Origin of the sequence: Levilactobacillus yonginensis, from assembly GCF_003946265.1 — a bacterium.
Classification (GTDB): Bacteria; Bacillota; Bacilli; order Lactobacillales; family Lactobacillaceae; genus Levilactobacillus; species Levilactobacillus yonginensis.
In genome coordinates, this window is record NZ_RHNO01000003.1 from 1 (window position 1) to 23,335 (window position 23,335).

The 23,335-nt window shown below is 48.3% G+C and carries 16 protein-coding genes and 1 riboswitch; of the genes, 7 read left to right on the forward strand and 9 right to left on the reverse strand.

What is annotated here, in order from left to right; genetic code table 11:
• Nucleotides 1–37: 37 nt before the first annotated feature.
• Complete coding sequence (locus EKM87_RS02245) at nt 38–853, reverse strand: KxYKxGKxW signal peptide domain-containing protein (RefSeq protein ID WP_125681405.1); 816 nt, start codon at nt 851–853, stop codon at nt 38–40.
• 735 nt (nt 854–1,588) lie between these two features.
• On the opposite strand from EKM87_RS02245, the gene EKM87_RS02250 reads away from it, so the two are divergent.
• Both EKM87_RS02250 and EKM87_RS02255 read left to right on the forward strand, forming a co-directional pair.
• Nucleotides 1,589–3,133, forward strand: a complete 1,545-nt coding sequence (locus EKM87_RS02250; RefSeq protein WP_125681407.1) for a MucBP domain-containing protein — start codon at nt 1,589–1,591, stop codon at nt 3,131–3,133.
• 454 nt (nt 3,134–3,587) lie between these two features.
• Nucleotides 3,588–5,411, forward strand: a complete 1,824-nt coding sequence (locus EKM87_RS02255; RefSeq protein WP_125681409.1) for a DUF5776 domain-containing protein — start codon at nt 3,588–3,590, stop codon at nt 5,409–5,411.
• 126 nt (nt 5,412–5,537) lie between these two features.
• Here EKM87_RS02255 and EKM87_RS02260 read toward each other — a convergent pair whose 3' ends face one another.
• From EKM87_RS02260 to EKM87_RS02270, 3 genes are all read right to left on the reverse strand, one after another.
• The gene (locus tag EKM87_RS02260; protein ID WP_125681411.1) at nt 5,538–6,260 is read right to left on the reverse strand and encodes a class I SAM-dependent methyltransferase; all 723 of its coding nucleotides are present in this window, start codon (nt 6,258–6,260) and stop codon (nt 5,538–5,540) included.
• A gap of 500 nt (nt 6,261–6,760) precedes the next feature.
• On the reverse strand, nt 6,761–8,887 hold the full coding sequence (locus EKM87_RS02265) for a KxYKxGKxW signal peptide domain-containing protein (RefSeq protein WP_125681418.1): 2,127 nt from the start codon (nt 8,885–8,887) through the stop codon (nt 6,761–6,763).
• A gap of 541 nt (nt 8,888–9,428) precedes the next feature.
• Complete coding sequence (locus EKM87_RS02270) at nt 9,429–11,534, reverse strand: MucBP domain-containing protein (RefSeq protein ID WP_225428383.1); 2,106 nt, start codon at nt 11,532–11,534, stop codon at nt 9,429–9,431.
• A 409-nt stretch (nt 11,535–11,943) separates the two neighbouring features.
• A riboswitch (TPP riboswitch) is annotated at nt 11,944–12,049 on the forward strand.
• A gap of 60 nt (nt 12,050–12,109) precedes the next feature.
• Here EKM87_RS02270 and EKM87_RS02275 point away from each other — a divergent pair.
• Genes EKM87_RS02275 through EKM87_RS02290 form a run of 4 tightly spaced genes read left to right on the forward strand, consistent with a single transcriptional unit; the run spans nt 12,110 to nt 15,304 of the window.
• Complete coding sequence (locus EKM87_RS02275; RefSeq protein WP_125681423.1) at nt 12,110–12,862, forward strand: ABC transporter permease; 753 nt, start codon at nt 12,110–12,112, stop codon at nt 12,860–12,862.
• On the forward strand, nt 12,859–13,863 hold the full coding sequence (locus EKM87_RS02280) for an ABC transporter substrate-binding protein (protein WP_125681425.1): 1,005 nt from the start codon (nt 12,859–12,861) through the stop codon (nt 13,861–13,863). Before EKM87_RS02275 ends, EKM87_RS02280 begins: the two co-directional genes overlap by 4 nt.
• A gap of 3 nt (nt 13,864–13,866) precedes the next feature.
• Nucleotides 13,867–14,604, forward strand: coding sequence for an ABC transporter ATP-binding protein (locus EKM87_RS02285; protein WP_125681427.1), 738 nt, complete (start codon nt 13,867–13,869; stop codon nt 14,602–14,604).
• Nucleotides 14,594–15,304, forward strand: a complete 711-nt coding sequence (locus EKM87_RS02290) for a TatD family hydrolase (RefSeq protein WP_125681429.1) — start codon at nt 14,594–14,596, stop codon at nt 15,302–15,304. Before EKM87_RS02285 ends, EKM87_RS02290 begins: the two co-directional genes overlap by 11 nt.
• A 606-nt stretch (nt 15,305–15,910) precedes the next feature.
• Here the strand turns inward: EKM87_RS02290 and EKM87_RS02295 are convergent.
• Entirely contained in the window at nt 15,911–16,618 is a 708-nt protein-coding gene (locus EKM87_RS02295; protein ID WP_125681431.1) for an MIP/aquaporin family protein, read from the reverse strand.
• Between the two features lie 474 nt (nt 16,619–17,092).
• Between EKM87_RS02295 and EKM87_RS02300 the strand changes: the two genes are divergently transcribed.
• Complete coding sequence (locus EKM87_RS02300; RefSeq protein WP_125681432.1) at nt 17,093–17,869, forward strand: C40 family peptidase; 777 nt, start codon at nt 17,093–17,095, stop codon at nt 17,867–17,869.
• A gap of 678 nt (nt 17,870–18,547) precedes the next feature.
• Here EKM87_RS02300 and EKM87_RS02305 read toward each other — a convergent pair.
• From EKM87_RS02305 to EKM87_RS02320, 4 genes are all read right to left on the reverse strand, one after another.
• Nucleotides 18,548–18,970, reverse strand: coding sequence for a Spx/MgsR family RNA polymerase-binding regulatory protein (locus tag EKM87_RS02305; protein ID WP_125681434.1), 423 nt, complete (start codon nt 18,968–18,970; stop codon nt 18,548–18,550).
• 415 nt (nt 18,971–19,385) lie between these two features.
• Nucleotides 19,386–20,714: a DUF5776 domain-containing protein gene (locus EKM87_RS02310; RefSeq protein ID WP_164506415.1), complete on the reverse strand. Its 1,329-nt coding sequence runs from the start codon at nt 20,712–20,714 to the stop codon at nt 19,386–19,388.
• Between the two features lie 397 nt (nt 20,715–21,111).
• Nucleotides 21,112–22,290: a hypothetical protein gene (locus EKM87_RS02315; RefSeq protein WP_125681438.1), complete on the reverse strand. Its 1,179-nt coding sequence runs from the start codon at nt 22,288–22,290 to the stop codon at nt 21,112–21,114.
• Nucleotides 22,291–22,331: 41 nt separating this feature from the next.
• Nucleotides 22,332–23,276 carry a hypothetical protein gene (locus EKM87_RS02320; RefSeq protein WP_125681440.1) on the reverse strand — a complete coding sequence of 315 codons (945 nt, stop codon included), beginning with the start codon at nt 23,274–23,276 and terminating at the stop codon, nt 22,332–22,334.
• Nucleotides 23,277–23,335: the final 59 nt, after the last annotated feature.

Genomic DNA, 23,335 nt, shown 5'->3' on the forward strand with positions numbered 1-23,335 from the left:
ATACCGCGGTGAAGCCGCTTAATCAAATCTACAAAAATTATAGTATTTCATCCGTCAACTTGACAGGGACTAGTACACCGGTCAAATCTTTAATCTGCTCTTTTTTATCCGTACTATTAACAAGAATATCATTCAATCCGACCCGGAACCCAGTCCATGCATAGAGTGACCAGTCTTCAACCGTGTAGCCGGTCCACTGTTGTTCAAAGCAAGATTCAAGCGCGTGCCGTAAAGCTGGATCAGGCATCCAGACCGACGCATCAACACCCTGAATCTTAGAAACATCGGTTGGTAAGGTAGGCGCAACGACGGCGTTATCCCGTAGTAAGTTAGCCCGGCTAGCAACTGGGGTCTGGACCTCTTTAACGTCTGGAGTCACTTGAACGTTCTGCTTAACGTCCGTTCCCGGTTGAATTGATTCTGCGGGAGCCTGCTGCTTAGGAGCTTCTTGTTTAGGCGCAACCTTTTGCCCATTGCTTTGGTTTTCTTGAGTTTGGTCAACTGGTTCCTGCACATCTTTTTGACCAGATTGTTCACCGAGTGATTGGTTATCTTTGTCGTTGGAAACGCCATCATTTTCCTGACCAGCGGATTGTTCCTGTTGCTTAGCCGGTGCTTCAGAATCTTTTTGTTGTTCACCCTGTACACTGCCATCAGAAGTAGCGGCCGGTTCACTCACTTTGGCAACCGGTGCAGTATCGCCAGTAGCAGTATCCGCCTGAGCAGATACGCTAACTCCAACCATGCCAAGGCCCAAGCCCAACACAGTCATGCAACAGTAAACCCAGTGTTTGCCTGCCTTGTAACTCTTGTAGTGTTCTTTAGTTTCCCCTAAAACTGTTTGATTCCGCATGATTTTTTCCTCCTCGTGAAATGTGTGATTCCCTAGTAACCGCCTATATCATCTTGAGGGTGGTTTCTTACGCAAATATGTACTTGTCTATTCAGTCATTCTACTTCATCGTTCTTTACCACGTTTTTGAAGATGTGGACAAAGAACCTTATGGCTTCATTATAGCCCGATAAATATTTTTTTCAATACGAATTATAAATATCCATAACAAAACTAATGAAAAGCCGTTTTGGGAGGCAAAAATGGCGGGGCATCAGCTGCTAAACAGTTAAGTCAGTGTCTAAAAGTCCCAGTGTTCACCTGGCTAAAAATTGGAATTATCGGTCGCTAGCCCCCAGGCGGCCTTATTGATGAAGCCCGTTATAAGCAGCTATGTAATACCCATTAAATTATCAAAGACTATTTGTTAATTAAAAAAACTTTCGGTCTCATATTCTGCCGCGTCTATATTGGGTAGTCATGATTAAGCTGCTTAAGTTCTGCCTCAAATTGACTGCCCAAGAGGTCAATCCGAATCGCTATTTACACCTTTTGCTCGATAAAGCCAGCCAATCATGGGTTTCAAATCGATCCAAGCAAACTGGCAGACGGATATACGCCGAGGCTAGTTTGCTTGAACTGCCGTTATCGATCAACAACATGTAAACGCAGAAACATATTGTTTTATGTTATGTTTTGTGTGAATATTATTTATAATAATGATGTAACACATTCTAAAATACGGGGTAAAATGTGATGACCCAAGAAATACATAATCGAACAAAACATCAATTTAAAAATATTCTCACGAACCGAAATAGTCATTACTTACTCTTTGCTGGTTTAACCTTAATCAGTCTCAATGTGGGGCTAGCAACTGGTCCTGCCCAAAAGGCGTCGGCTGAAACACTGTCTCCCACTGCAGCAATGACATCAGACTCATCAGCCAGTGAATCCTCCACGCAAACGCTCAAGCCAGCAACTCCCCCATCCACGAACCAGGTCAAAAAGACTGGGAGCACCAGTGATGCGGATGCTTCTTCTGTCGAGAATGGCACAAGTAGTACCGGCACCCATACAGCAGACGATGAACTTACGAATGAACCGGCGCCTATCGAATATATTTCGACTAGTCGTCCTTCTATTAAGTCTAGAGTTCGTCCAGCTAACGCAAACTTTGATGCAGCACCAGACAACAACTCAAAAAATTCCAACGATGTCCCCACAACAGCGGACAGCCAACACCAAATTGCCGTGCATTACTACAAAAGGGACACCACCGAGCAACTAGCTCCCGATGGCACAATGACCGTTACCGACGGCCAAACCTACACAGTCCCCTCAAAATCATTTGCCGGCTACACCCTCAGTTCCCAGACCAATACTACTGGTATCTACACCGGTGCAGCTGATGCAACCTTCTACTACGCCGTTCAAAAGGGAACTGTACACGTTTATTACAAGACCAACATTGGCGGTGAGCTCCTCAAAAAAACTATCACTGGTAACGTTGGCGAGAAATTCACGATAGATGCCCTAGATTTCAACGATGGCGACCCTAAGGACTTCATGCTTAAAGGCGCCCACCAAGTAACTGGGACCTATACTTCCGCGGCTCAAACCGTCACCTTTACTTATCAAATCCCCAGTGTTCATCCTTCTACGCAACACGGCATGACTGTTTTCACGACAAACTACGCCGACGATAGTTTGAAAAAAATCGAGATCATTGATGGCAACTTTGACATAATCTTCGGCAAAAATTCTAAAGGCCACGCCATCGTGATGATTCATTCGCTAGTCGCGCCTTTAGCAAATAATCGCGTCCAGCTTTCAAATAAGGCTATCGCTAATGTTGGCAAACGCTTCGGCTATTTCACGACCAAAACGACCAGTTATATTTTTGAGAAGTCACCAAACAGTGATGCCGTTAAGGTTATGCAGATTAACAATCTATCTGGCACTTTGCATGTCACAGCTCTCAGTCTAACGGCCAAAGGCACAAGTGCTGACACTGTGGCCAAGGCGTTAGGAATCAGTGAGCCGACCAGCTTCACTTCGTTCTGGCATAAATACGTTGTTGGAAATACGCAAGCTACCTCTGCAACACGAGAAAAAGACGCGCGCAATCAGGGGGGACAGTCACAGTCAACATCCCCTGACACCCACTTACCAAACCGTGCCAAGCTTCCCCAAACTTCTGAAGATCAGGCAAGCTTCTCCATCTACGGCTATTTTATGTTATTGCTTCTTAGTATCCTGGGACTATTAAAAAAAGAAAAATCAGCACGTGAATTTTAGGCTCTACGCGCTATATGAAAAAATGGTCACGGAAAAAATCCGTCACCACTTATAGACAATTTACAGTTTAACTCAGCGCACCAAGTAGCTAGTCATCCAGGGACCCAAACACATTCAAATCAAGACCGTTACAATCCGGCTGACCTGACTAAAAGGACCCAACAGATTACCAAGGGAATTTGCCTTAAAGTTACCGGTTGGGCCTACGCCAATGCCACCAATTTTCACAAGGGTGACGCTCTACAATACAAGATTACTGGGAGCTATATCACTGGTAATTCACGGTTTGTCAACGCCAACGACTAATATTAGTCGTTATTAAGATTCTTCACCATAATATTTAGGGACGGGATGATAATAATTCCGGACTTTGGATTATTAAACTATTTAACTTTTAATCCATTAAATGTGCTAAAATCGACCTATATAAAGTTGAAAATTATGAGGTGAATTCATGTCAAAAATAGCACGTCGACTCGTCTTAGCCGGCCTCACATTAACATTAGTTGGTGGTGTCTTCACACCAACTTTGGCTCAAGCAGCAACGATTGCGCCCGATACTTCAACAACAACCGTTTCAGCGGATTCTGTTCATTATCAATTCAATGCAATTCAATCACCCTATAACATCATAACTGATGAATCCGGTAAAACAACTAATGTTCCTTGGTATTCACCAAGCACGCATATGCCCAATATTAAACAAAGTTTTTTATCTGCGGACATTTTAAATACGGATAATAATTTTAAGACAACCTTTGATGCTTATAACTCCGCCGACGGCAATATTGGTAAGGTGTCAGACCGGATGATTAACCTAGCCACTAATGGGATTGATGGCAATCCCAATCAATCCTTGGCAACTGCTTTGGTCGCAACCAGCCCGCTTAAGGTTAGTGTCGCTGATTTTATAAAGTATGAATCCGAACTCGATTTCACCTTCGCCTGGCTCTTTAAATCCGCTGCTCAAACCGAGCTCAAACTCCGGACCCAGGCAGACATACAAGCAGACTACCAAAAAAACGTTGTGCCAAAACTACAAGACATTGATACTATCAATCCAAACGCAAATTCGGAGGTTAAATTTGATTACTACGCGTATCAATTTCCCGAGCAGGCCTCGGGTGTTCTAGATAATGTAAACAACACTATCCATTTAACTGAATCGACGGAGGAAATCGCCAAACTGAACCTACAGGCCTCATCCAATCAAGAAAAAGCTCTCCTCACACAACCCCTTAAAAACTTCATCATTTCTCAGGATGGGAGTGACCTTAACAATTCAGCCCTCCTTGCCGATGGCCAATTGAGTACCACTGCCTACCCATCTTGTTTCGTCTTCGGTGACTCCAAGCCGACAACACCTATCGTCTCAAGTGCTACCAGCAAGCCCGTCACCGTCCACTACATTGATGAACAAGGCCATACCTTGAAACCAGACAAGGTACTGACTGGGTCATTGGGCGACACCTACAAGACAGAGTCACTCAATATCGACGGCTACACGCTTATCAAGACGACTGGCCAAGAATCAGGGACCTACATGAGTTCTGACCAATCTGTCACCTATACCTACCACAAGAATATAGTCAATGCCGTCGCTAAGGGCAGCGCCATTTACGCTACCAAGAAGATCCACCTCTACTCATCCCCAACATTCACCAAGCAGGCAGTCAAAACAACCTATGCGAAGAAGTCGCGGCTGAATCGCCCAATGTTCAAGGTCATTGGGACTGCAACTTCCAAGAATGGTGTCAAGCGTTATCAGGTTCAAGACCTCAATGGCAAAGGAACTGTCGGCTACGTTACCGCTAAGGCTGGTTATACTGCCCCCCTCTACTACGCCAAACAGCAAGGCAAGATTACTGTAATCAATCCTAATGGCCTGAATGCTTACTCGAATAAGTCTCTGACTGGCAAGGCCACCCACTACAAGCAGGGCCAAGTCCTTAAAGTTAAGCAGATTGTCAGCCATAACCTCACTACCCGCTTCGTGCTTAGTAATGGCACCTATGTTTCCGCTAACAAGAAGCTGGTTATTGCTGGTAAATACACGACGCCTAAACGTGTTCAAGCCAAGACGGCCGTCAACCGTTATGGCACAGCCAACCTGACGAACCGCAATCGACATTATCCTAAGAAGGCTCATGCGACATTCACCGTTAAAGGCTGGGCCTACTCCAACGTCAACAACTTCCGCAAAGGTGACACCCTGCGTTACAAAATCGCTGGTGGCTACATCACCGGGAACAAGCAGTTCGTACGTATCATCCACTAAAAATCAAAAAATAGGGAGTGAGCTAAGAAATCAGCTCACTCCCTATTTTTTGATTTTTTTCTTGGTTGACCCCTTCTACCCAAACACCACAGCGTCAGGGAAAATAAATGCGCAGTGATAACTGGTTTACGGTTTAACCCCGCGCACCAAGTAGCTAGTCATCCACGGACCCGACCACCACCCGTTCATGCCCAGCGAACGGGCTTCCCGAATATCCAGATGAGCCGCACTGAGAATTTGACGATACTCAGCGGCGTGATGGCCGGTGTCGATGATTGCCAGCTGGCCGCCCGGTTTCAACACTCGGACCGCCTCCTGTAGTGTCCGCTGTCGTTGCTGGGCATCATGAATATTGTGTAACGCAAAACTGGTGGTGATGACGTCAAATTGGGCGTCCGGAAAGGGCAAAGCCACCATGTCGCCAGTCACCAATTTGACCCGATCAGTGAGTCCTAATACCGTCATGTTTCGCTGGGTGACCGTCGCGGCATTGTGTGATTGGTCACGTGAATGCCACAAGTCCAGCCCCACTGCTTGTCCCGACTGTTCTAATTGCCCAGCTAACTGGGATAACAACGCACCCCGACCACAGCCGAGGTCCAGAACCTGATCGGTCGCCTTCACGCCAAGTCGCGGAATCAACTGATCAAACAACCGATATTTCCCGCGAACTGTGGTATGTAAGAAGAGAACCCCTTCGATGAACACGATGCCCGCCGCAATAACCTCTAGGACGATAGGTGCTGATGGTCGCAACACATAGCCCTGCACAAACAAAAGGATTGCCGCCAAAATATACAGTACGGGAACGAGTGGCGCATCGATCCCAAATTTTTTCCAATTAGACAAATCTTTAACCTCCCCAAAATTTTCACAAACACCCCAATTTTTTCAGTATAGCGTACGGCCTAAAAAATTGTAAATACCATTTACCAAGCTTGTACATTAACGTTACAATTTCCCATGTTCTAAGTACTCGTAGCCGGTTAATTATTTAGTCACCCGTGTTCAACCAAAAAGGTCCTGAGATTTTTCTCAGGACCTTCAAATTCTATTCTGCTTTTAACGGTCAATTAATTTTAATTAGTCGTTTCGACAATCACATTTTATAAATAACCACGCCGGACATAGATTAGGCATAGCCGTTACAACGAGATCAATCACAGAGGTAGTCAGCGATGGTCGCCGCTGTGTCGACGATGTTGGTCGGCGTCTTATCAGCCGGCCTACATCGTGGGACGAACTTGAAGATTCGTGGTGTTGAGCGAAGCTTCAAGTCGAGGGAAAAGACCGCTCTGTGGCTTTTCCCGGTCCCCATAGTAGCGTCCATTGTTGACTGCCGGAGCTAATTAGTCGTTCTTCCGAGCCTTAACACCTAAGCCCAAGGTAGCCAACAACATCGCGATGCCAGCAACGATAACACTGGCCGTACTTTGTTCGTTCGTTTGTGGCAAGGTCGTCTTAGCTGCTGACTGGTTAGCCGTTTGATCACTGGCAGTAGCACTGGTTTTAGCAACCGTGGCTACCTGACCACTGGCCTTAACGGCTGAAGAACCCGTCTTAGCAACCGTTACCTGAGCCGCCTGTCCATTGGACTGAACGGTTGCATTTTGATGAGAACTGGCCTTTTTCACAACTGCCTTAACAACTGGTTGGTCAGCTTCATCGATAGTTGCGGCATCCCCACCGGTCGTGACAACTGGTGCGTCAGTGTCAGTGGTTGCATCAACTGCTGGCGCAACTACGGCTGGTTGATCAACGCCAGGCGTTGGGTCAGTCGTAGTCGTGGTCCCAGTACCGGGATCAACAACCGGCGTTTGGTCGTTCTTAATTTCAAAACTAACGTAGGCAATGTAGCCGCCGTATTGGCTGGTGTAACTGTTGTTCTGGATGGCCATGTAGTAGGTCCCATCTGGTGCATCTGCGTTGGCCACCAGGTTAAAGCCCAGCTTGTTGGTTGGGTCCGCTTCGACCGTGAACCAGCTCGTGGCATTCTCTTGCTTGCCTTCCCAGGCGAGTAAGTCCGTCATCGCAACCGTGTCATCGGGTGCGCCATAGGTAATCCGAACACCCTTGGAATACTGGGTGAGGATGATGGGGTCGCTACTGAGTTGACCCGTCTTGCCGTCTTGAACACCGCTGACCACGTTCGTGATAGGGTCAAAAGTCCGGTCCTTGGCCGTCAACGTGTAACTCTTGCCGTTCAAGAATTGATAGTAACTGTAGTTGTTGATTTGAGTCGAGCCGTTGTAACGGTCCAACATCCCGGATGAAAATTCATTGTAGACACCGTAGAACATACCGGTAAAGTTGCTGAGGTCTGGCAAATCACCAGATAGCCGGTTGTTGTTGATGTACAGGTATTGGATATCTGGCCAGTTGCTGAGACTTGGCACGCTACCAGTCAATTGGTTGTTCGCCAGGTTCAGGTTGTTCAAGCTAGCTAAGCCCGCAATTCCAGATAGGTCACCCGACAAGTTGTTGTTCGCCATGTTTAAGTAAGAGAGTGCGGTGTAGCGGGACAAGTCTGGAATCGTGCCGGTCAGGCCAAAGTGACTCACGTCCATACTGCTCAGCTTCGTGTTCGAAGCGAGATAGGTATTGAAGAAACTAGCCACGTCCTTGGTCGTTGCCGTTCCTTTTAGACCACCCAAGTCCAGTTGCTTCAGGTTAGGGGCAAAGGAGAAGTCGATCATTTGGTCTGCTGGAATGTCATAACCGTAATCGAAGTATTGTAAATTCGTAAAGTACTGGAGGCCTTCAAATTCAGATGGCATTGGAATCGTGCCACTGTAGTTGCTGGTGGTCAGAGTCGTTGCATTTTCAATGAACTGATACAAGTTAGCGTCGGTAATCTTAGCCCACGGCGCAGACTTTTGAACAACGTTTTCCACCCAGGTCCGCATTGCTTGACTTGGCATCCACACGGAAGCGTCGACCCCGTCAATGCTAGGCTTAGCAACTTTGGCTAAGTTAGACCGGTCAACCGCTAATTTAGGTGCAGATGCACTCACTTGCTTTGGCGCTTGCTGGCCATCATTTTGGACAGGTTCCTCAGTTTGTTTTGGTTCATCCTTAGTAACTGATTCCTGATCTTCTTTTTGAGCTGCGTTTTGAATTTGTTCTGGCTGTTTTTCAGGAGCAGCCGGTGCTTCTTCTTTAGTGGTCTGTTCTTTGTCTTGCGTGGCTGGTTCTTGTGGGTCTTGTTGCTGGTCCTTAACGCCACTTACATCATCAGACGTCTGTTCCTTGGTTTGACCATCAACCACACCAGCCGGCTTAGCAACGGAACCCGCATCCTGCTTCACAACGCTGCTCTGCGCAACATCGGGGTCAGTCGTGTCCGCCTGGGCCACACTAACACTGGCCAGACCCACCCCTAAAGCTAAAACGGTGATGCAAGCGAAAACCCAGCGTTTGCCTGCCTTGTAACTCTTGTAATGTTCTTTGGATACTCCCTCAACTTTTTGTAACATAATCGTTCCTCCTCAGTGTGAAGTCCTGCATCACGCCCTAGTAAGTGCATACATTAAACCGGTCATAGCCACCTCATGCTTTCAAAGATTAACGATTGTGGGCGTCCCTAGTTTGCCACACATTTGATGAAGTGGATAAATTTCTTTATGACCCCATTGTAACGCGTTTTAGATAAATATCAATAGAAATTATAAATGCTTTCAACTATTTCTTTAGTTGGTTTCATAGCCTTACCAATCGGTCGTCACCTCTCTGAGTAAACCGACCAAATGTCTTGGTAATCAAGGAGAGCCGGATGCTTCATGTCAATCGTTTTACTAGATACCAGAAGGATATCCGCATCGACTTCTGGCTATAATTTACGTTGATTGTCGCCCATTTAACCGCAAGGTCCGATTGCTTTCAATCCGCAGTAAAGTGCGCAAAATAATGGTTTACACTATAATTAAAAAGTAGGCCTGTCTCAACGACAAGCCTACTTCAATCACACAATTCGTATTCTGGGTCATTTGCTAATTCATGGCACCCGTTGCTCGCAGCTTATTTCGTCCGCCGCCGGAAGCCTAGCCAGCCACTCAAGCTGAGCAGCAGGGCCACGCCCCACCAAGGTGACGTTGTCCGTTCATCAGTCTGCGGTAAAGTGGTTGTTGCGGCTGACATTCCCGTCTGTCCAACCGTTGCTAGCGGTTCAGTCGTCACAGTTGCCCCCTGACCACCAGTCGTGGTGCCGCTCCCACCGGGCGTCGATGGCTTACCTGGCTCTTCTGGTCCCGGTAAGTCCACGTCTGGATTTTCGACATCTGGATCAGTCGTTCCTAGGTCTCCACCGCCGCCGGTTTCAACAGCTGCATAGACGTAGGTCACACTGATATTTTCTTCGCCAAACGTGCCACTGGCGTTGGTCGGTGTTGCGACCAACTTGTACCCGTCCACCTCTAAGGCTTCGGTGGTATAAGCCGTGCCTGGCTGGCCGGTCAGCACCCTATCCGCCGCGATTGATTTCCCGTTGGCCAGTTGGTAATGAACGGTCACTGTGGTATCCGCTACCGGCGTCACCACGGGTGGCGTCACAGTTCCACCGCCGTCCTTCTTATAAACGTAGTAAACATCAATGGCGGTATCGCCATATTTGCCGACCGCATTTTCTGGTGTCTTCAACAGGGTGTAGCCCTTAATCGTCTGGGCCTCCGTCACGTAGTCGTCGCCCACCATCCCAGCAGGTAACGTCACCGCCTCTGCTAAGTCCTTCCCCGCCTCGTCCTGATAGTGGACCGTCACGGCCGCCGCCTTGTCCGCAATCACATACGGTTGCACCACGGCGAACTGGTAGCTCCCGTAGGAATCGTTTCCTGAGGCGTTCCCGGTCATAAAGTAATACTCTTCCATCGGAATCACGGTAACGCCGGGGTAAGTGGTCCCACCAGGCTTTTGATCAGGAATATTTGTAAAGTATAAGCCACCTTGACCGTCGCTCGTTGCAGTTCCCCCGGTATTATAGATACGGTAATACAGGCCGCCATTGGCAAAGGACACGGGCTCACCCACGATAGCCGTCGCCGCAATTTGAATGACGTTGCCATCAATCGTGGTAAACGAAATTTTTAAATGGCCCTCCCGCAAATCGGTATCAACGTTGACCGGATTCAATTTCACAAATTGGCTACCTGCGTGAAATTTCGTGTAGCTGTTCCCTTTCAAGGGCGAAAAATCCTGAACGTGGTTGAACGCCATCAATAGGGTCTTCAAGTTCGTCAGCCCAGCTAACGGGGTCACGTCTTCAATTCGGTTGTGTTGCAGGTCCAAGTAAGTTAGCTTGTTCAGCTTAGCCAGTGGCGTCAGGTCGACCACATCCCCGTAGTAATAGCCCGGGTTCTGGTCCAAACTACTGCCGAGACTCAGCCGATTGAGGTTGGTGGCGTACTGTAGGCCTTCCAGGGAAAATTCCGTTTTCCCGTCGATATACGTGTTGACCTTCCCTTGAATACTCAGCGTCGTCAACAACAACAGATCATCCTGGGTGATATCGTCAACGCTCCCCCAGGTCTGGCTTGGATTCTGACTACGTAACGCGGTTAAAATAGCTTGCTGGAGAATCTGATTTGGCATCCACTCATCAATCGCCGACACCTTTGCCTGGTGATTCAGCTTAACGGGGGCTGCTTTGGCCACCTGAGCCTTGACCAGCTTCACTGCCTTGATCGAGGGATCAGCCCCCTGCTTAACCGTGGCTGGCGGTGTAACGTCGGCCGAAATCGGCACCGCCGTTTCCTGTTCAGTTGCGGGTTTCTCAGAGGTTACTGCCGGTTGGTCGTCCTTCTGGTCAGCCGGAGTCTCTGCTGGTTCCTCAACGAACGTTTCATTTGTGTCAGCGCTTTCATTTTCTGCTGAATCAGGCGCAACCGGTGCTTCTTCAGTCGTCTCTGCTGTCTGCTCCGTAGCTGATGAATTCAGCGTCACGGAATCTGCTTGCAAGTGCTGTGGAGATGTCGCAGCCGCTGTGGTATCAGTATTCGTGGTCGCCGTTGTATCTGCCTGAGCGGTCTGACCGCCAGTAACGGCAACGGCCAAACCCGCAGTAACCATAGTGGCCCAGACCCAGCTGCGCCCCTGTTTCGTCAACGTCCAAGTTGTCGGTGTGTCGTTCATTTTACGCACGATAATCCTCCTCATTCGGTTGGCATATTGCTCTACATCCAGTTGTGAAATTTAGTGATGCCCTAGTAAAGATACCGGTTGTTTTGATTCATCCCCATTATAACTGCTCCCTCGTCATAAAGCCAGCATATAGTGAACAATCAACACCATTGTAATGGCTATAAATAAGTTGTAGTCGAACCCGTTCAAATGATTAAGTTCCTATTTTGATAGCGTTTATAAGTGATTTTATATTCCACACAGTTAATTGATTCTTCAATCATTTCCCATGTTACATATTTTAAATGTGGTAAAGACCGGTCCGATAAGGTTTGTTTGGTCATTTCTCGAACGATTCCCTTAGATATAAGTAAATTAGGTTGTCCCACCCCCATTCCCATGCTACACTATGTCCAACTTAAAAAAGTTTCTGGGGATACCGTCATACGGCACGAGAGTAAGTTGTGAACTTTGACCCATCGAACCTGTCAGTTAACACTGGCGTAGGGAGAAACGCACGGATACTTCATCTTGCGGCGGCGACTTCCCCTGAGATGAAGCTTTTTATTTTGTAAAGGAGGTTATTTATGAAACGTAAGCTATACCCGTTAGGTAGCTTGGTCTTACTCCTAGCGGTCTGGCAAGTGGCGGTCACGTTACTCAAGACCCCGGCCTTCATTCTGCCCAGTCCCGTGGCGGTCGTCCAAGCACTGGTAGCCGATGCCGCTGGCCTACTGACAAATTCCTGGGTCACACTCTACGAATCACTGATTGGCCTGGTTATTGCCTGTCTATTAGCCTTTGGGACTGCGCTCGTTATGGACCGCTGGCAATTACTGTATCAATCCTTCTATCCCTTACTGGTTATCTCACAAACACTACCAGTCATGGTTCTGGGACCGCTGCTGAGCCTCTGGTTTGGCTTTGGCATGGCGCCTAAGGTTATCTTGGTCGTATTGATGAGCTACTTTCCCATCATCGTGTCCTTCTCGGAGGCACTGGGTAAAGTCTCCAAGGAACAGATTCGGTTTCTCCAGACCATGGGCGCTAAGGATTGGCAAGTCTATCGCATCCTGAAGATTCCGCAAGGCATGCAGGGCTTCTTCGCCGGTCTACGGATCGCCGCCACCTACTGCGTGAGCGGTGCCATCATCGGCGAATGGCTCAGTGCCGAGGCCGGACTAGGTTACTACATGATTCGGGTGAAGAACGGTTATCAAATCGACAAGGTCTTCGCCGCAATTTTCTGCGTTATCGTTTTAAGTTTGGGACTCAACATAGCAACGCGTAGTTTGCAAAAATTATATTATAAAACATTAATCCAAGGGAGATCATCATGAAATTATCTAAACTTTGGCTACTGGTTCCGGTTCTGCTCTCACTGACCGCCTGTGGCAACTCCAAGAGCTCATCGTCCGACACCAAACCCGCTAAAAAGTTGACCGACGTTTCAATCGTCCTCGACTACGTTCCCAACACCAACCATACAGGGCTCTACGTGGCCAAAGATAAAGGCTACTTCAAGGATGCCGGCTTAAACGTTAAAATCATCGAACCCGGCGACAACGCCACCAGTGTTGGCATGGTCGGCGCCAACAAGGCCCAGTTTGGGGTCAGCTATCAAGAAGATGTAACTTACGCCCACGCTGACGGCAAGAACATCCCCGTCAAGGCTATTGGAACGGTCATCAAGCACAATACCTCCGGCTTCGTTTCCAAGAAGTCCAGCGGCATCACCTCACCTAAAGACTTTGTTGGTAAGACTTACGCCGGTTGGCAGACACCAAGTGAAGAGGCCGTGTTGAAGGCCGTTATGAGCGAAGCCAAGGTCAATCCGAAATCCTTGAAGATCGTCGGTGCCACCGGTGATGGTCCTAAGAGTCTCGGGAAGAAAAACGACATCCAATGGTGGTTCCAAGGCTGGGACGTTATTCGGGCCAAGGACGACGGCATCAAGATCAACTACATGCCCCTCCGTCAACTGGACAAGCGCTTAGACTACTACACGCCCGTCATCATTACGAACAACACCCAGTTGAACAAGGATCCTAAGCTGGTCAAAGCCTTCATGAAGGCCACGAAGAAGGGGTACCAGGACGCTATCGCCCACCCTAAGGCCGACGCCAAGATCCTACACAAGTATGCCAAGGATTACGACCTGAAGTTCCTTGAGGAATCCCAAGCCTTCCTGTCCAAGAACTACACGGACGACGCTAGCAAATGGGGCCAAATGGATAGTAAGGTCTGGAACAACTATACCGGCTTTATGAAGGAATACGGTCTGATCAAGAAGACCATCCCAGCCAGCACGCTGTACACCAACCAATACGTCGGAGGTTAGCCTATGGCGATCACACTGGAACACGTTGGCCTGACGCTGGATGACCTGGAGATTTTAAACGACGTCACGGCCACTATCAACGCGGGCAGTTTCGTGTCCTTGATTGCCCCCAGTGGCGCCGGCAAATCGACCCTACTGAAGATTCTGACCGGACTGTTGCCCATTTCGACTGGTTCAGTGGTGGTCGACGGTCAACCCATCACCGGGCTGAACACCACATTTAGTTACCTCCCGCAGGAAGATATGTTGCTACCATGGCTAAACGTGGACCAGAACATTACGCTCTACCAACGGATCAATCATCAGACCGTGGATCAGGACCACGTGACGGAACTGCTGACCCTCTTTGGGTTGGTCGACTACCGCCACTTCTTGCCCCGCCAACTCTCCGGTGGGATGCGGCAACGAGTCGCCCTGCTGCGAACCATGATGAACCCGGCCAACTACCTGCTCCTAGATGAGCCGTTTGGGGCTTTAGACGCCATGACCCGCGGACTGATGCAGGACTGGTTACTCAGCCTACCAACGGCCTTAAAACGGACGACGGTGTTAGTGACCCACGATATTGAGGAGGCCATCTACCTGTCCGACCGCATTTTAGTTCTATCGGCCCGACCGGCTCACGTGGTCCAGGATATTTCACTGACTCCCACGACCCGTGATCGGGAGTGGCTGGCCACCCAGGCACCGCTGAAGACTGAAATCTACCAACTCTTACGGGAGGATTCCGATGTTAAGTGATGCCCACTGCCACCTGGCGGGAAGCCGTGAACTGGCCAACCTGCAACAACAGGACCAGATTTTAACGATCATCAACTGTCAGTCACCCGCCGAGTGGGAGCGCAACACGATGCTCACCGGCGCTCACCAACACTTGAGCTTTGGCATTCACCCTTGGCAGGCCACGGACTTTCGCTGGCCGGAAGTCACGCCCTACCTGGAAAAAACTAGGGTGGTGGGCGAAATTGGCTTAGATAACGTTTGGACGGACGTAAACCTACTGGACCAGTCACGCGTCTTTGAAGCCCAACTTCAGTTTGCTCACGACCACCGTAAGCCCGTCATCCTACACACAAAAGGGTGCGAGCGCGCAGTCCTCAAGACCATTCAAAAGTATCCCAACCGCTACATGGTCCACTGGTACGCCACTAAGGACTATCAACGCGACTATATCCGCTTGGATTGTTTCTTCACGATTGGCGTGGACGTCTTGACTGACCCGGCAGTGGCTCAGTTAGCTCAGGACGTCCCGTTGAACCGAATTTTGATTGAGACGGATGGTCTGGAAGCTATCCGCTGGGCGGGCGACACGGAGGCCACGGTGGCCGACTATCCCCACATATTGCACCGGAGTATCCGGGCTGTGGCGGCACTACGGGGAATGGCTTCGGACGAACTAGAGGCCCAGGTCTATCGGAATTTAGAAGCGTTTCTGGCTTAGTGATCAGTGAAAAATTGCCGCCTCCAGTGGTCAGGGCGGGCGTCTGCTGTGGGGACCGCCTACAGCCAAAGTACGGGCTTTCGGCTTAACTTGAAACCGCAGAAATTCACTGCGTTTCCAAGCTTATCCCGTGGCGTAGACTCGGAAGAACACCGAGTTAACGCCACCGACACAGCCGACCCCCGCCCTGACCGCTTCCGGCTACACGGATATTTATATCACACAGCGTTTCTCAAATCAGCAACTCAAAAAATGTGGTCCCAATAATCAATAACTGATTACTGGGACCACATTTTGTTGTGACTCTTTTTAAATGATGCACAATTTATATTAATCTGCCCAACAGTTTCACCAGCATCGGTTGGCGCTAAGTTCAAACCAATGCTAAGCAACCTGCTAAGTAACCTTAAACTGACATTTCTTTTGAAACCGATAGCCATCTTAGCCGATAGGTCACAGCAGATGGGCTCAGGCGCCTCGTTCTGCTTAGCCGTTTACGGCTTAGAAGAAGACCAAGCTTTAAGACTCGGGTTCTTCGAGGCTTAAAGTTGTGTCGGCACCGTTCCAGCCCATCTGCTGCGACCGGCAAGGCGGCTAACGTGATAACTATTTCAAAAGAAATTCCAACCCAGCGGCGAGTAACCCACCGATGAGCGGGCCAAACATTGGGACCCAAGCGTAGTTCCACTCAGTTGCCCCCCGGTTAGGCACGGGTAAGATAGTGTACGCCAACCGTGGCCCCCAGTCCCGGGCGGGGTTGATAGCGAACCCAGTGGTCGTCCCTAGGCCCATCCCGATAACCATGATCAGGGCCCCAACGATGAACGGTTTCAGCCCTTGGGTGAAGTCCCCCAGGTTCAGGAGAATAAAGATAAACGCCCAAGTAGCCACAATTTCAGAAATGAAGTTGAACAACGGATTCTTGATGGCTGGCCGGGTCGCAAAGATACCGACCTGGTTACCAGACGCCTCATCCGGCGTTGCTTTAAAGTGGGGATAGAATTGAAGGATTACCAATGCAGCACCCAGAAAGGCCCCTAAGAACTGGCCTAATAAATAAGGTAATACATCGGCCCATGGGAAGAACCCAAATACCGCAAAACCAATCGTAACGGCCGGGTTCAAATGACCTTGCGAACCCAACATGCCGGCCACGTAAACCCCCATGGTCACGGCCATTCCCCAGGCAATCGTTACAAAGGTCCAGTCGCTCCCCTTCGCGTACGTCTTGTTGAGGTTGATACTAGCACCAGTCCCGGCACCTAACAAAATCAGAATCAGGGTACCGAAGAACTCGCCAATAAAACCACTCATAAAATACACCTACCTCATAATATTATGTAACCAAATTAACGATTGAAAGTTGGTTTGATGGTTGCCGCCTCCGGTTGTCAGGGGCGGTGGCCTGCTTTGAATCAATCGAATACCAAAATTAAGCCATTCAAATTATATACGTATACATACATAGCCTTGAATTGAATCGAGACCGTGCTTAGTTGGCCTTCGCTATCAGCCAACCACGCAAATAACTCAAGCTTAACTTTCAACCCTTAATCTTAAATCAGCGCCATTAACAGTCTACCATAGCTGACTCTCGCTGGCGCGATTATTTGTTTGCGCTTTCAAGGAACCCGCTAACCACGGGGTATTCCAACCCTTGTAATATTACGGAGCCGCCACAAAAGGTAATGCCAATGATGTTCACCCGTAACTATCCTGTAAAGGAAAACGGCTATCTTAGTAAGTGTACCAGCGACATGAACTTACATATGAGGGATGGATATAAAAATGAAGATACTTAAAAAGATCAGTTTAGCCGTGGCCTTTGCCGCAGCTTTAGTACCCGCATTTAGCCTGGGCACCACCGCTCATGCCAATGCCACGAATACCATTGTCAGCACCAGCAATATGACCGATACTGCCTACACCCGTAAGAGCGCCACTGGGTGGACCTACAACCTGGGCGGTACGACAACAAATATGACCTTTGGTAAGAAAACGCACTACTTAAAAAATTACCCCAACACGACTTGGCACGCCACCAAGAAACGCTACATCGTGAAGAAAAACGGTGTGAAGTACCTTTACTACTATGTGACTAATGGTAGAAAGACGGCCTCTGGTTGGATCTGGCACGGCTACCTGCAAAAGAAGAACTACGCCCACACTTCGACTAGTACTGCCACGACCGGTACCGGTACTTACAGCGACATCTACAAGGCGGCTAAAGCCCAACTAGGCAAGCCTTACGTATATGGTGCCAACGGTCCCAGTTCCTTTGACTGCTCCGGCTTTACCAAGTACGTCTTCAACAAAGCCATTGGCCAAACTCTGCCGCGGACCGCACAACAACAGTACAATAGTTACGACCACGTGAGCGCCAAGAATGCTAAAGCTGGGGACCTGATTTTCTTCGGTACTAGCAAGAACAACATTTCCCACGTTGGTATCTACAAGGGGAGCAATACCATGATTGACGCCCAATTACGAGGTGTCGTCAACGAAGCCACGAACGTATCCTGGTGGCACACGGTCGGCTACTCACGACCAGCAACGTTGGATTAATTTAAGAGAGTGGGACAGAAGGCGGTTAGCTAGTGAGCATTAACGTCGAACGGCAAAAAATCCCGAACTTGGATTATTTGCCATTCGGGGTTAAGCGGAGCTAGCTGCCTTCTGTCGCACGTTTCGGCTAAAGTGCATCACAAAGAGTCTGGACTTCCAGGCTCTTTTATTTTGCCCAAACAATTAAAATACAAATCGTCTACGCCACCCCATTATTAAGCAGCATCGGTACGACAAAAATTAGTCTAAATTGCGCGTACACCATCAGCCAGAGATTCTACCTGCTGGGACCATGCTTAGTACGATCAGAACTGAGATTTTAACCTGCTCTCATCTTTACGGTCTAATTGATAACGGATGGGTTAAATTAAACACTGTGTAAGCCGAGAGGCCGCCAGATATGGGCTCAGGCGCGACGTTCTGCTAAGTTAGTAGGCGTTTTCCCTACTGACTTAGCGGAAGACCAAGCTTGTAGACTCGGTCCCTTCGAGGCTTCAAGCTGCGTCCGCCCCGTTCCAGCCCATATCTGGCGGCCGGTAAGGCGCAGGACCTCACTAGGTTGCCTAATTTTCCCAACCAATACGGTTACTATAACCAGCGAACCTAGACTTTCTAGTTTCGCCCCAAAAACACAAAAAAAGCTACAACCAAATTGGTCATAGCTTGTTAAGTCTTCTATTAAGCTGGTGATACACCCAAGCCTTTGCCGTTTAAAATCTTGAAGAAACTAGCCAGTTCCTTCTTCCGGTAGGCAGCGGGAACGAATTCCCGAATGGTTTCCAAATCGAAACCAGTGGCTAACTTGTTACGATCGACGACGATTGGGTTCTTTAAGATACCCGGGTTCTTTTGTAAGAGATCAACCAGTTCGTTCATCCCCATATCCTGAACGGATGCAGGTAAAGCCTTGTAAGCCTTAGAACGGGTTGAAATCAAGTCGTCAGTACCTTCTTCAGTCAAAGATAACATGTAGAGAATCTCTTCCCGAGTTAAAGGTTGTTTTTTAATGTCACGTGCCGTAAAGATGGCGTCGTGGTTAGCTAACCATTTCATAGCCTTGGTTACCGCAGTCGTTTTCGCATGAAAGTACATTTTAATCATAGAATCGCCCTCCAATAATCTGTCTTCGATGAGGTGCAGAATTTTTTAGCACTCGGATGTTTGAGTGCTAATTTATGATTCTCATTGTACACCACAATGAGAAAGGATGAAACCCAAATCTCTCGGTCTAGCCCACCTTTTAACAATTTCTTCAATTTCTCGTTAATTTCGGGGTTAAATCGACCCTTTTCATCGGCTTACAATACACTCTACCAGGGAAATGCAACCGTTTTAAGGTGGAAAAATGAAGATTTTTTGAAGATGTTCATTGGAGCTTGGAAACAGCTTACCACTTTTCATGACAAACCGTCTTTGATTTGAATCAACTTTGAAGAGAAACTTAAGAAAACGTTCTCACTCTCAAAAAAAGTAGCGTCATCGAAATTCCGATTACGCTACTTGTCTTACATCCTAATTACTTAATCACTTGGACCAGCTTTTTATTCGCTGTCACCACTTGGCCATCGCTAAGAACAAACCGAGTCGTCAGATGATACTTCTTCAAGCCCACCACTTTCAACGTTTGCTCTCGCTTAAAGTGCTTCTGCTGACCCGTCAGATTAAGTTGCTGATAGCTATTAATCCCGTGCGTGTTAATGATTTTAATCTTCTGCGCTACCTTTTGATAATAGGCTAGCCCGACATACTTAGAGTTAGCAGTGATATATCCCGTTTTTCCAAACGTTTTGCTACGTTGATTAGCATCCCGAACCTGGTATCGTAAGCGTCCGGCCTTCGAACGACCATATCCCGTCACAATAAACATCGGCCGGTCAACCCGACTCTTCCGGGAATATTTAACTAGACGCTGGGCCTTCGTAAACGTTGGTTGCCGGTAGAGGTACAGGGTCTTCAGCCCATAAATTGCCTCTTGCTTCACGGCAACCTTATCGGCCGGCGTACTGGCCGCTTTCACAATTAAACTGACCACTTTAGTCTGGCCATTCGCCGCGCTGAGCGAGACCGAATAGGTTCCTGGTTTCTTTAGGTTAACTTTGCTCAAATCTACGGAGACTGGAAGTTCCCGCCCTTGACTATCCGTTGCCTTGGCATGAAAGGTCGCTGCGTTCACTATATCCGCTGTCGTAACGGTAGCACTAGCATCCGCCGTTAAGCTGATTGCGTTCACGCGCGTAGTGGTCCCAGTCGGCGTCCCAATCTTTTGATAATGCACATTCACTGTAAAGTTTCCCGCCTCGGTAAAGGCAGTCTGAACCGTGGGTTTATCAATCGTATACCCCTCTTTGACCGGGCTGGTTATTGAGACTGCATCCTGCCCAGCGTAGCCACTAATGGCCTTTGGCTCAAAGGCTTTAGAACCATCTGACATTAAATAATTAATGTGCATAGTTACATTGTTGCGGACCATATAAACGTAAAAGTCCGGCAAACTATAAGTATCACCATCTTCAATATGTGAAGGAACTACCGTTTTAGTATCTGCCTCCTTGGTCTTCGACATATTCACTGAAAAACCAGTAAACTGATCTTTAAACGGCTGGCTTAACTCCTCCACTCCTTGCGCCGTTATATCGTCATAGAGCGGACTTTTTTTCATGACATCAGCAACTTGCTGCGCGTTAAGTGCCCCATTCATGTAGAGGAAAATTGCATTGGTTACTTCATAAAAATCGATCGACGACTCTTGCTTGATTGCTGTCTCAAAAAACTCCTTATAAGTAAGCCCCGTTGCACGCTCCTTTAAAAGAATTGCTTTAGCTGAACCTAGACTAAGTGTTTTCATCGGATCTTCCTCAGAGACCAAAATAACTTCCGCGTTAAATATCCGGTGACCATTCATCGCCGAACCCCCATCGGTGTCAGAAGCCGACGCAACTTGTCCCATTCCAAGTCCCAAAACTAATGCACCAATGATAATACTAATTATCCTAACAAACTTGTTCCTAATGCGGCTTTTCATGTTCATCACCTCACAAGCACATTGTAGCGTATTCACGGTTATTTTGGCTACTGAAACTTTGGTGAATTAATTATTTAATTCAATTATTTAGAGGTTCCTCCACGCCGATTACCAATTTACGATAAAAACGGCGCCCGAGAGATAAGCCTCCGACGCCGTTACATTCATGAGCTTTGTTCAATTTTTCTCAAAATTACTATCCCAGATACGAATTGCCCGTCTAATTCGTTGGGTCGTCAGACACCGGTGACCAAATGTCAGCGCCATCACTCGTGTCCTCCCATTCGAGGACCCCGGTGCTAGACACCCGGAACCTCCCAATGGTCGGGGCAATATCATCGCGTCCCATATCCCGGACCGTAACAACCACCCGGCCCTTACTATCCTTCTCCGGTGTCGAAATACCAGATTGTTTGTAGGTGTGGGTGGTCCCGCCAAAGTCCGAAAGGTGACGGGTGATCCAATCATCTAACTGCTTTTCCGTCAGCTGTTTGGCTAGATTATTGCCAAAGCCAAAGGCCATCCCCGGCTTATTAGCCACCTTCGTCATATCCTTCATCTCCGTACCATCCCCCGGCACGGTCAGCTTGTTACCACTCAGGGTCACTTTATAAACGCTGCCTAAGTACTTATCTGAATACGTCTTCAATAGATAAGTCCCTTGCCCGAGGCTTTGATAGTAAACGGCGTTGTTGGCACCCCAGCCGTTCCCCGTTTGATAAACGGTATAGTTTTTCGTAAAGCTATCAATCTGGCCATCGATGCTCTGATCACTAATAAAGAACCGGGTTCGGTCATAAGCAATCTTTTTGTCATCGGTTCTGGTCGATGGGGCAAATCCAGTGGACCAGGTCCCCACTAACTCGCTCGGTGCCCCAGTCTTCCAAACACCAGTGGTGTCACCGATAATATAGACACCTTTGATGTGTTGGTAACTCGTCTTCACGGTGTAATCAGCGCTTTTGTTCGTGTACGTTAGTTCCAGCGTATACGCTTCACCCTTAGGACTCTTCATGGCCAATTTATAGTCACCATCTTGGCTACTTTGAATCGAGTCAACCGTGCCACTCGCAATGGTCCCCCGGTTCTGGGAGGTCACCTGCCAGTGCCAATTGCCCTTCTGGTAGTAAAACTGTGAGTAGGTCAATTCCCCGTTACTTTGGGTGCTCCGGTCCTCAGCATTCTTCTGCGTGAGGCCATTCAGCAAGGTCGTTAATGCGGATGGCTTGGGGGTTTCCTTCTTAGTTGAAGAAGCTCCCGCCTTGGTGGCCGCCTGCTTCTTCACTACCGACTGACGGCTACTGGCCTTATCCGCCGACTTCGTTTGATGGTGCCCACAGCCCGTTAAACCAACTGCCAGCAAGGCCAATACACTGATGCCAATTACTTTGATTTTCATCTTGTTCTCCTCAATTTTAAAATAACCGTCATTCAACCCGGTTAGTGAGCCTCATCATTGGTATATCTACCGTCAATATTTTGATAGTTGGTCCATAAGTGATAGGTATTGGATGACCAGTCATAGGAAACGTTTACGGTAAAGTCCTTTTGTTTTTCCATATCCGACATCTCAAATGAAGTCGGGTTCCCGGCGTAATCCACCTTCACACTGCCGATCATGGCATGAATGATTGGCCCCCGTTTCTTTGAAGAAAAGTCCCAGTACCAATGAGCATAGCGACCATTTCCACTGGGATTCATACCATTAAAACTGCTGGTCGTTTGGTCGCCGCCATTGGTCTGCGTGCTGGCATCTTCGTAGCCCATTCCACGACCGACTGTCGACTGGATAACATCTTGGAGGTTCACATCTTTAGCTGGTGTCACGTCGTCTTCGGTATCTCCCAACGTATAATCGCCGTTGATCTGTTTAAAGTCCGTGTTCAAATTATACTGGGTGTTTGATCCCGCCAACCAGTGAAAAGTCAGCGTGTAATTGGTTCCCTGATCATAGTACTCACTCTTCATCTTCAGCTGTGCGGTCTGACCATCCTTAGCCACACTGCGCACCTCGCCAACTTCAATGGTTCCCCGTTTGCTGGAGGTCAACCACCAGTACCAGGTCCCGTTCTGTTGTTTAAATTGTGAATACGTCTTTTCGTTGTCATTCGTCCGGGTACTAGCATTTTCGCCCGCCTTCTCCGTCAGATCTGACAGAACGTCAACATCACCAGTCGAATCGGGGCGCCGACTGCTAGCCACCTTATGGCTGGATTGAACCTTGACCTTACTACTGGTAGCGGTGCTGGATTCAGGCGTCGCCGACTGGTGGCCCGCTATCGACAAGCCTAGGAAGAAGGCGACCCCAATGATGACAATGATACCAGCGCCCGCCCAAAATTTGCGAGCACGCGTCCATTTTGGCGACGATTGTTTATGACGCATAAATTTTCCTCTTTTCCTTATGTATAATTAAAATATTTTAGCTAATTGATTCTTTTATG

Excerpts from the sequence above, each read along its gene's own strand:
- EKM87_RS02300 (WP_125681432.1), top strand. The coding sequence starts at position 17,093 with ATGAAGATACTTAAAAAGATCAGTTTAGCCGTGGCCTTTGCCGCAGCT.
- EKM87_RS02245 (WP_125681405.1), bottom strand. The coding sequence starts at position 853 with ATGCGGAATCAAACAGTTTTAGGGGAAACTAAAGAACACTACAAGAGT.
- EKM87_RS02250 (WP_125681407.1), top strand. The coding sequence starts at position 1,589 with ATGACCCAAGAAATACATAATCGAACAAAACATCAATTTAAAAATATT.
- EKM87_RS02280 (WP_125681425.1), top strand. The coding sequence starts at position 12,859 with ATGAAATTATCTAAACTTTGGCTACTGGTTCCGGTTCTGCTCTCACTG.
- EKM87_RS02320 (WP_125681440.1), bottom strand. The coding sequence starts at position 23,276 with ATGCGTCATAAACAATCGTCGCCAAAATGGACGCGTGCTCGCAAATTT.
- EKM87_RS02275 (WP_125681423.1), top strand. The coding sequence starts at position 12,110 with ATGAAACGTAAGCTATACCCGTTAGGTAGCTTGGTCTTACTCCTAGCG.
- EKM87_RS02285 (WP_125681427.1), top strand. The coding sequence starts at position 13,867 with ATGGCGATCACACTGGAACACGTTGGCCTGACGCTGGATGACCTGGAG.
- EKM87_RS02265 (WP_125681418.1), bottom strand. The coding sequence starts at position 8,887 with ATGTTACAAAAAGTTGAGGGAGTATCCAAAGAACATTACAAGAGTTAC.
- EKM87_RS02315 (WP_125681438.1), bottom strand. The coding sequence starts at position 22,290 with ATGAAAATCAAAGTAATTGGCATCAGTGTATTGGCCTTGCTGGCAGTT.
- EKM87_RS02290 (WP_125681429.1), top strand. The coding sequence starts at position 14,594 with ATGTTAAGTGATGCCCACTGCCACCTGGCGGGAAGCCGTGAACTGGCC.
- EKM87_RS02310 (WP_164506415.1), bottom strand. The coding sequence starts at position 20,714 with ATGAAAACACTTAGTCTAGGTTCAGCTAAAGCAATTCTTTTAAAGGAG.
- EKM87_RS02295 (WP_125681431.1), bottom strand. The coding sequence starts at position 16,618 with ATGAGTGGTTTTATTGGCGAGTTCTTCGGTACCCTGATTCTGATTTTG.
- EKM87_RS02305 (WP_125681434.1), bottom strand. The coding sequence starts at position 18,970 with ATGATTAAAATGTACTTTCATGCGAAAACGACTGCGGTAACCAAGGCT.
- EKM87_RS02255 (WP_125681409.1), top strand. The coding sequence starts at position 3,588 with ATGTCAAAAATAGCACGTCGACTCGTCTTAGCCGGCCTCACATTAACA.
- EKM87_RS02270 (WP_225428383.1), bottom strand. The coding sequence starts at position 11,534 with ATGAACGACACACCGACAACTTGGACGTTGACGAAACAGGGGCGCAGC.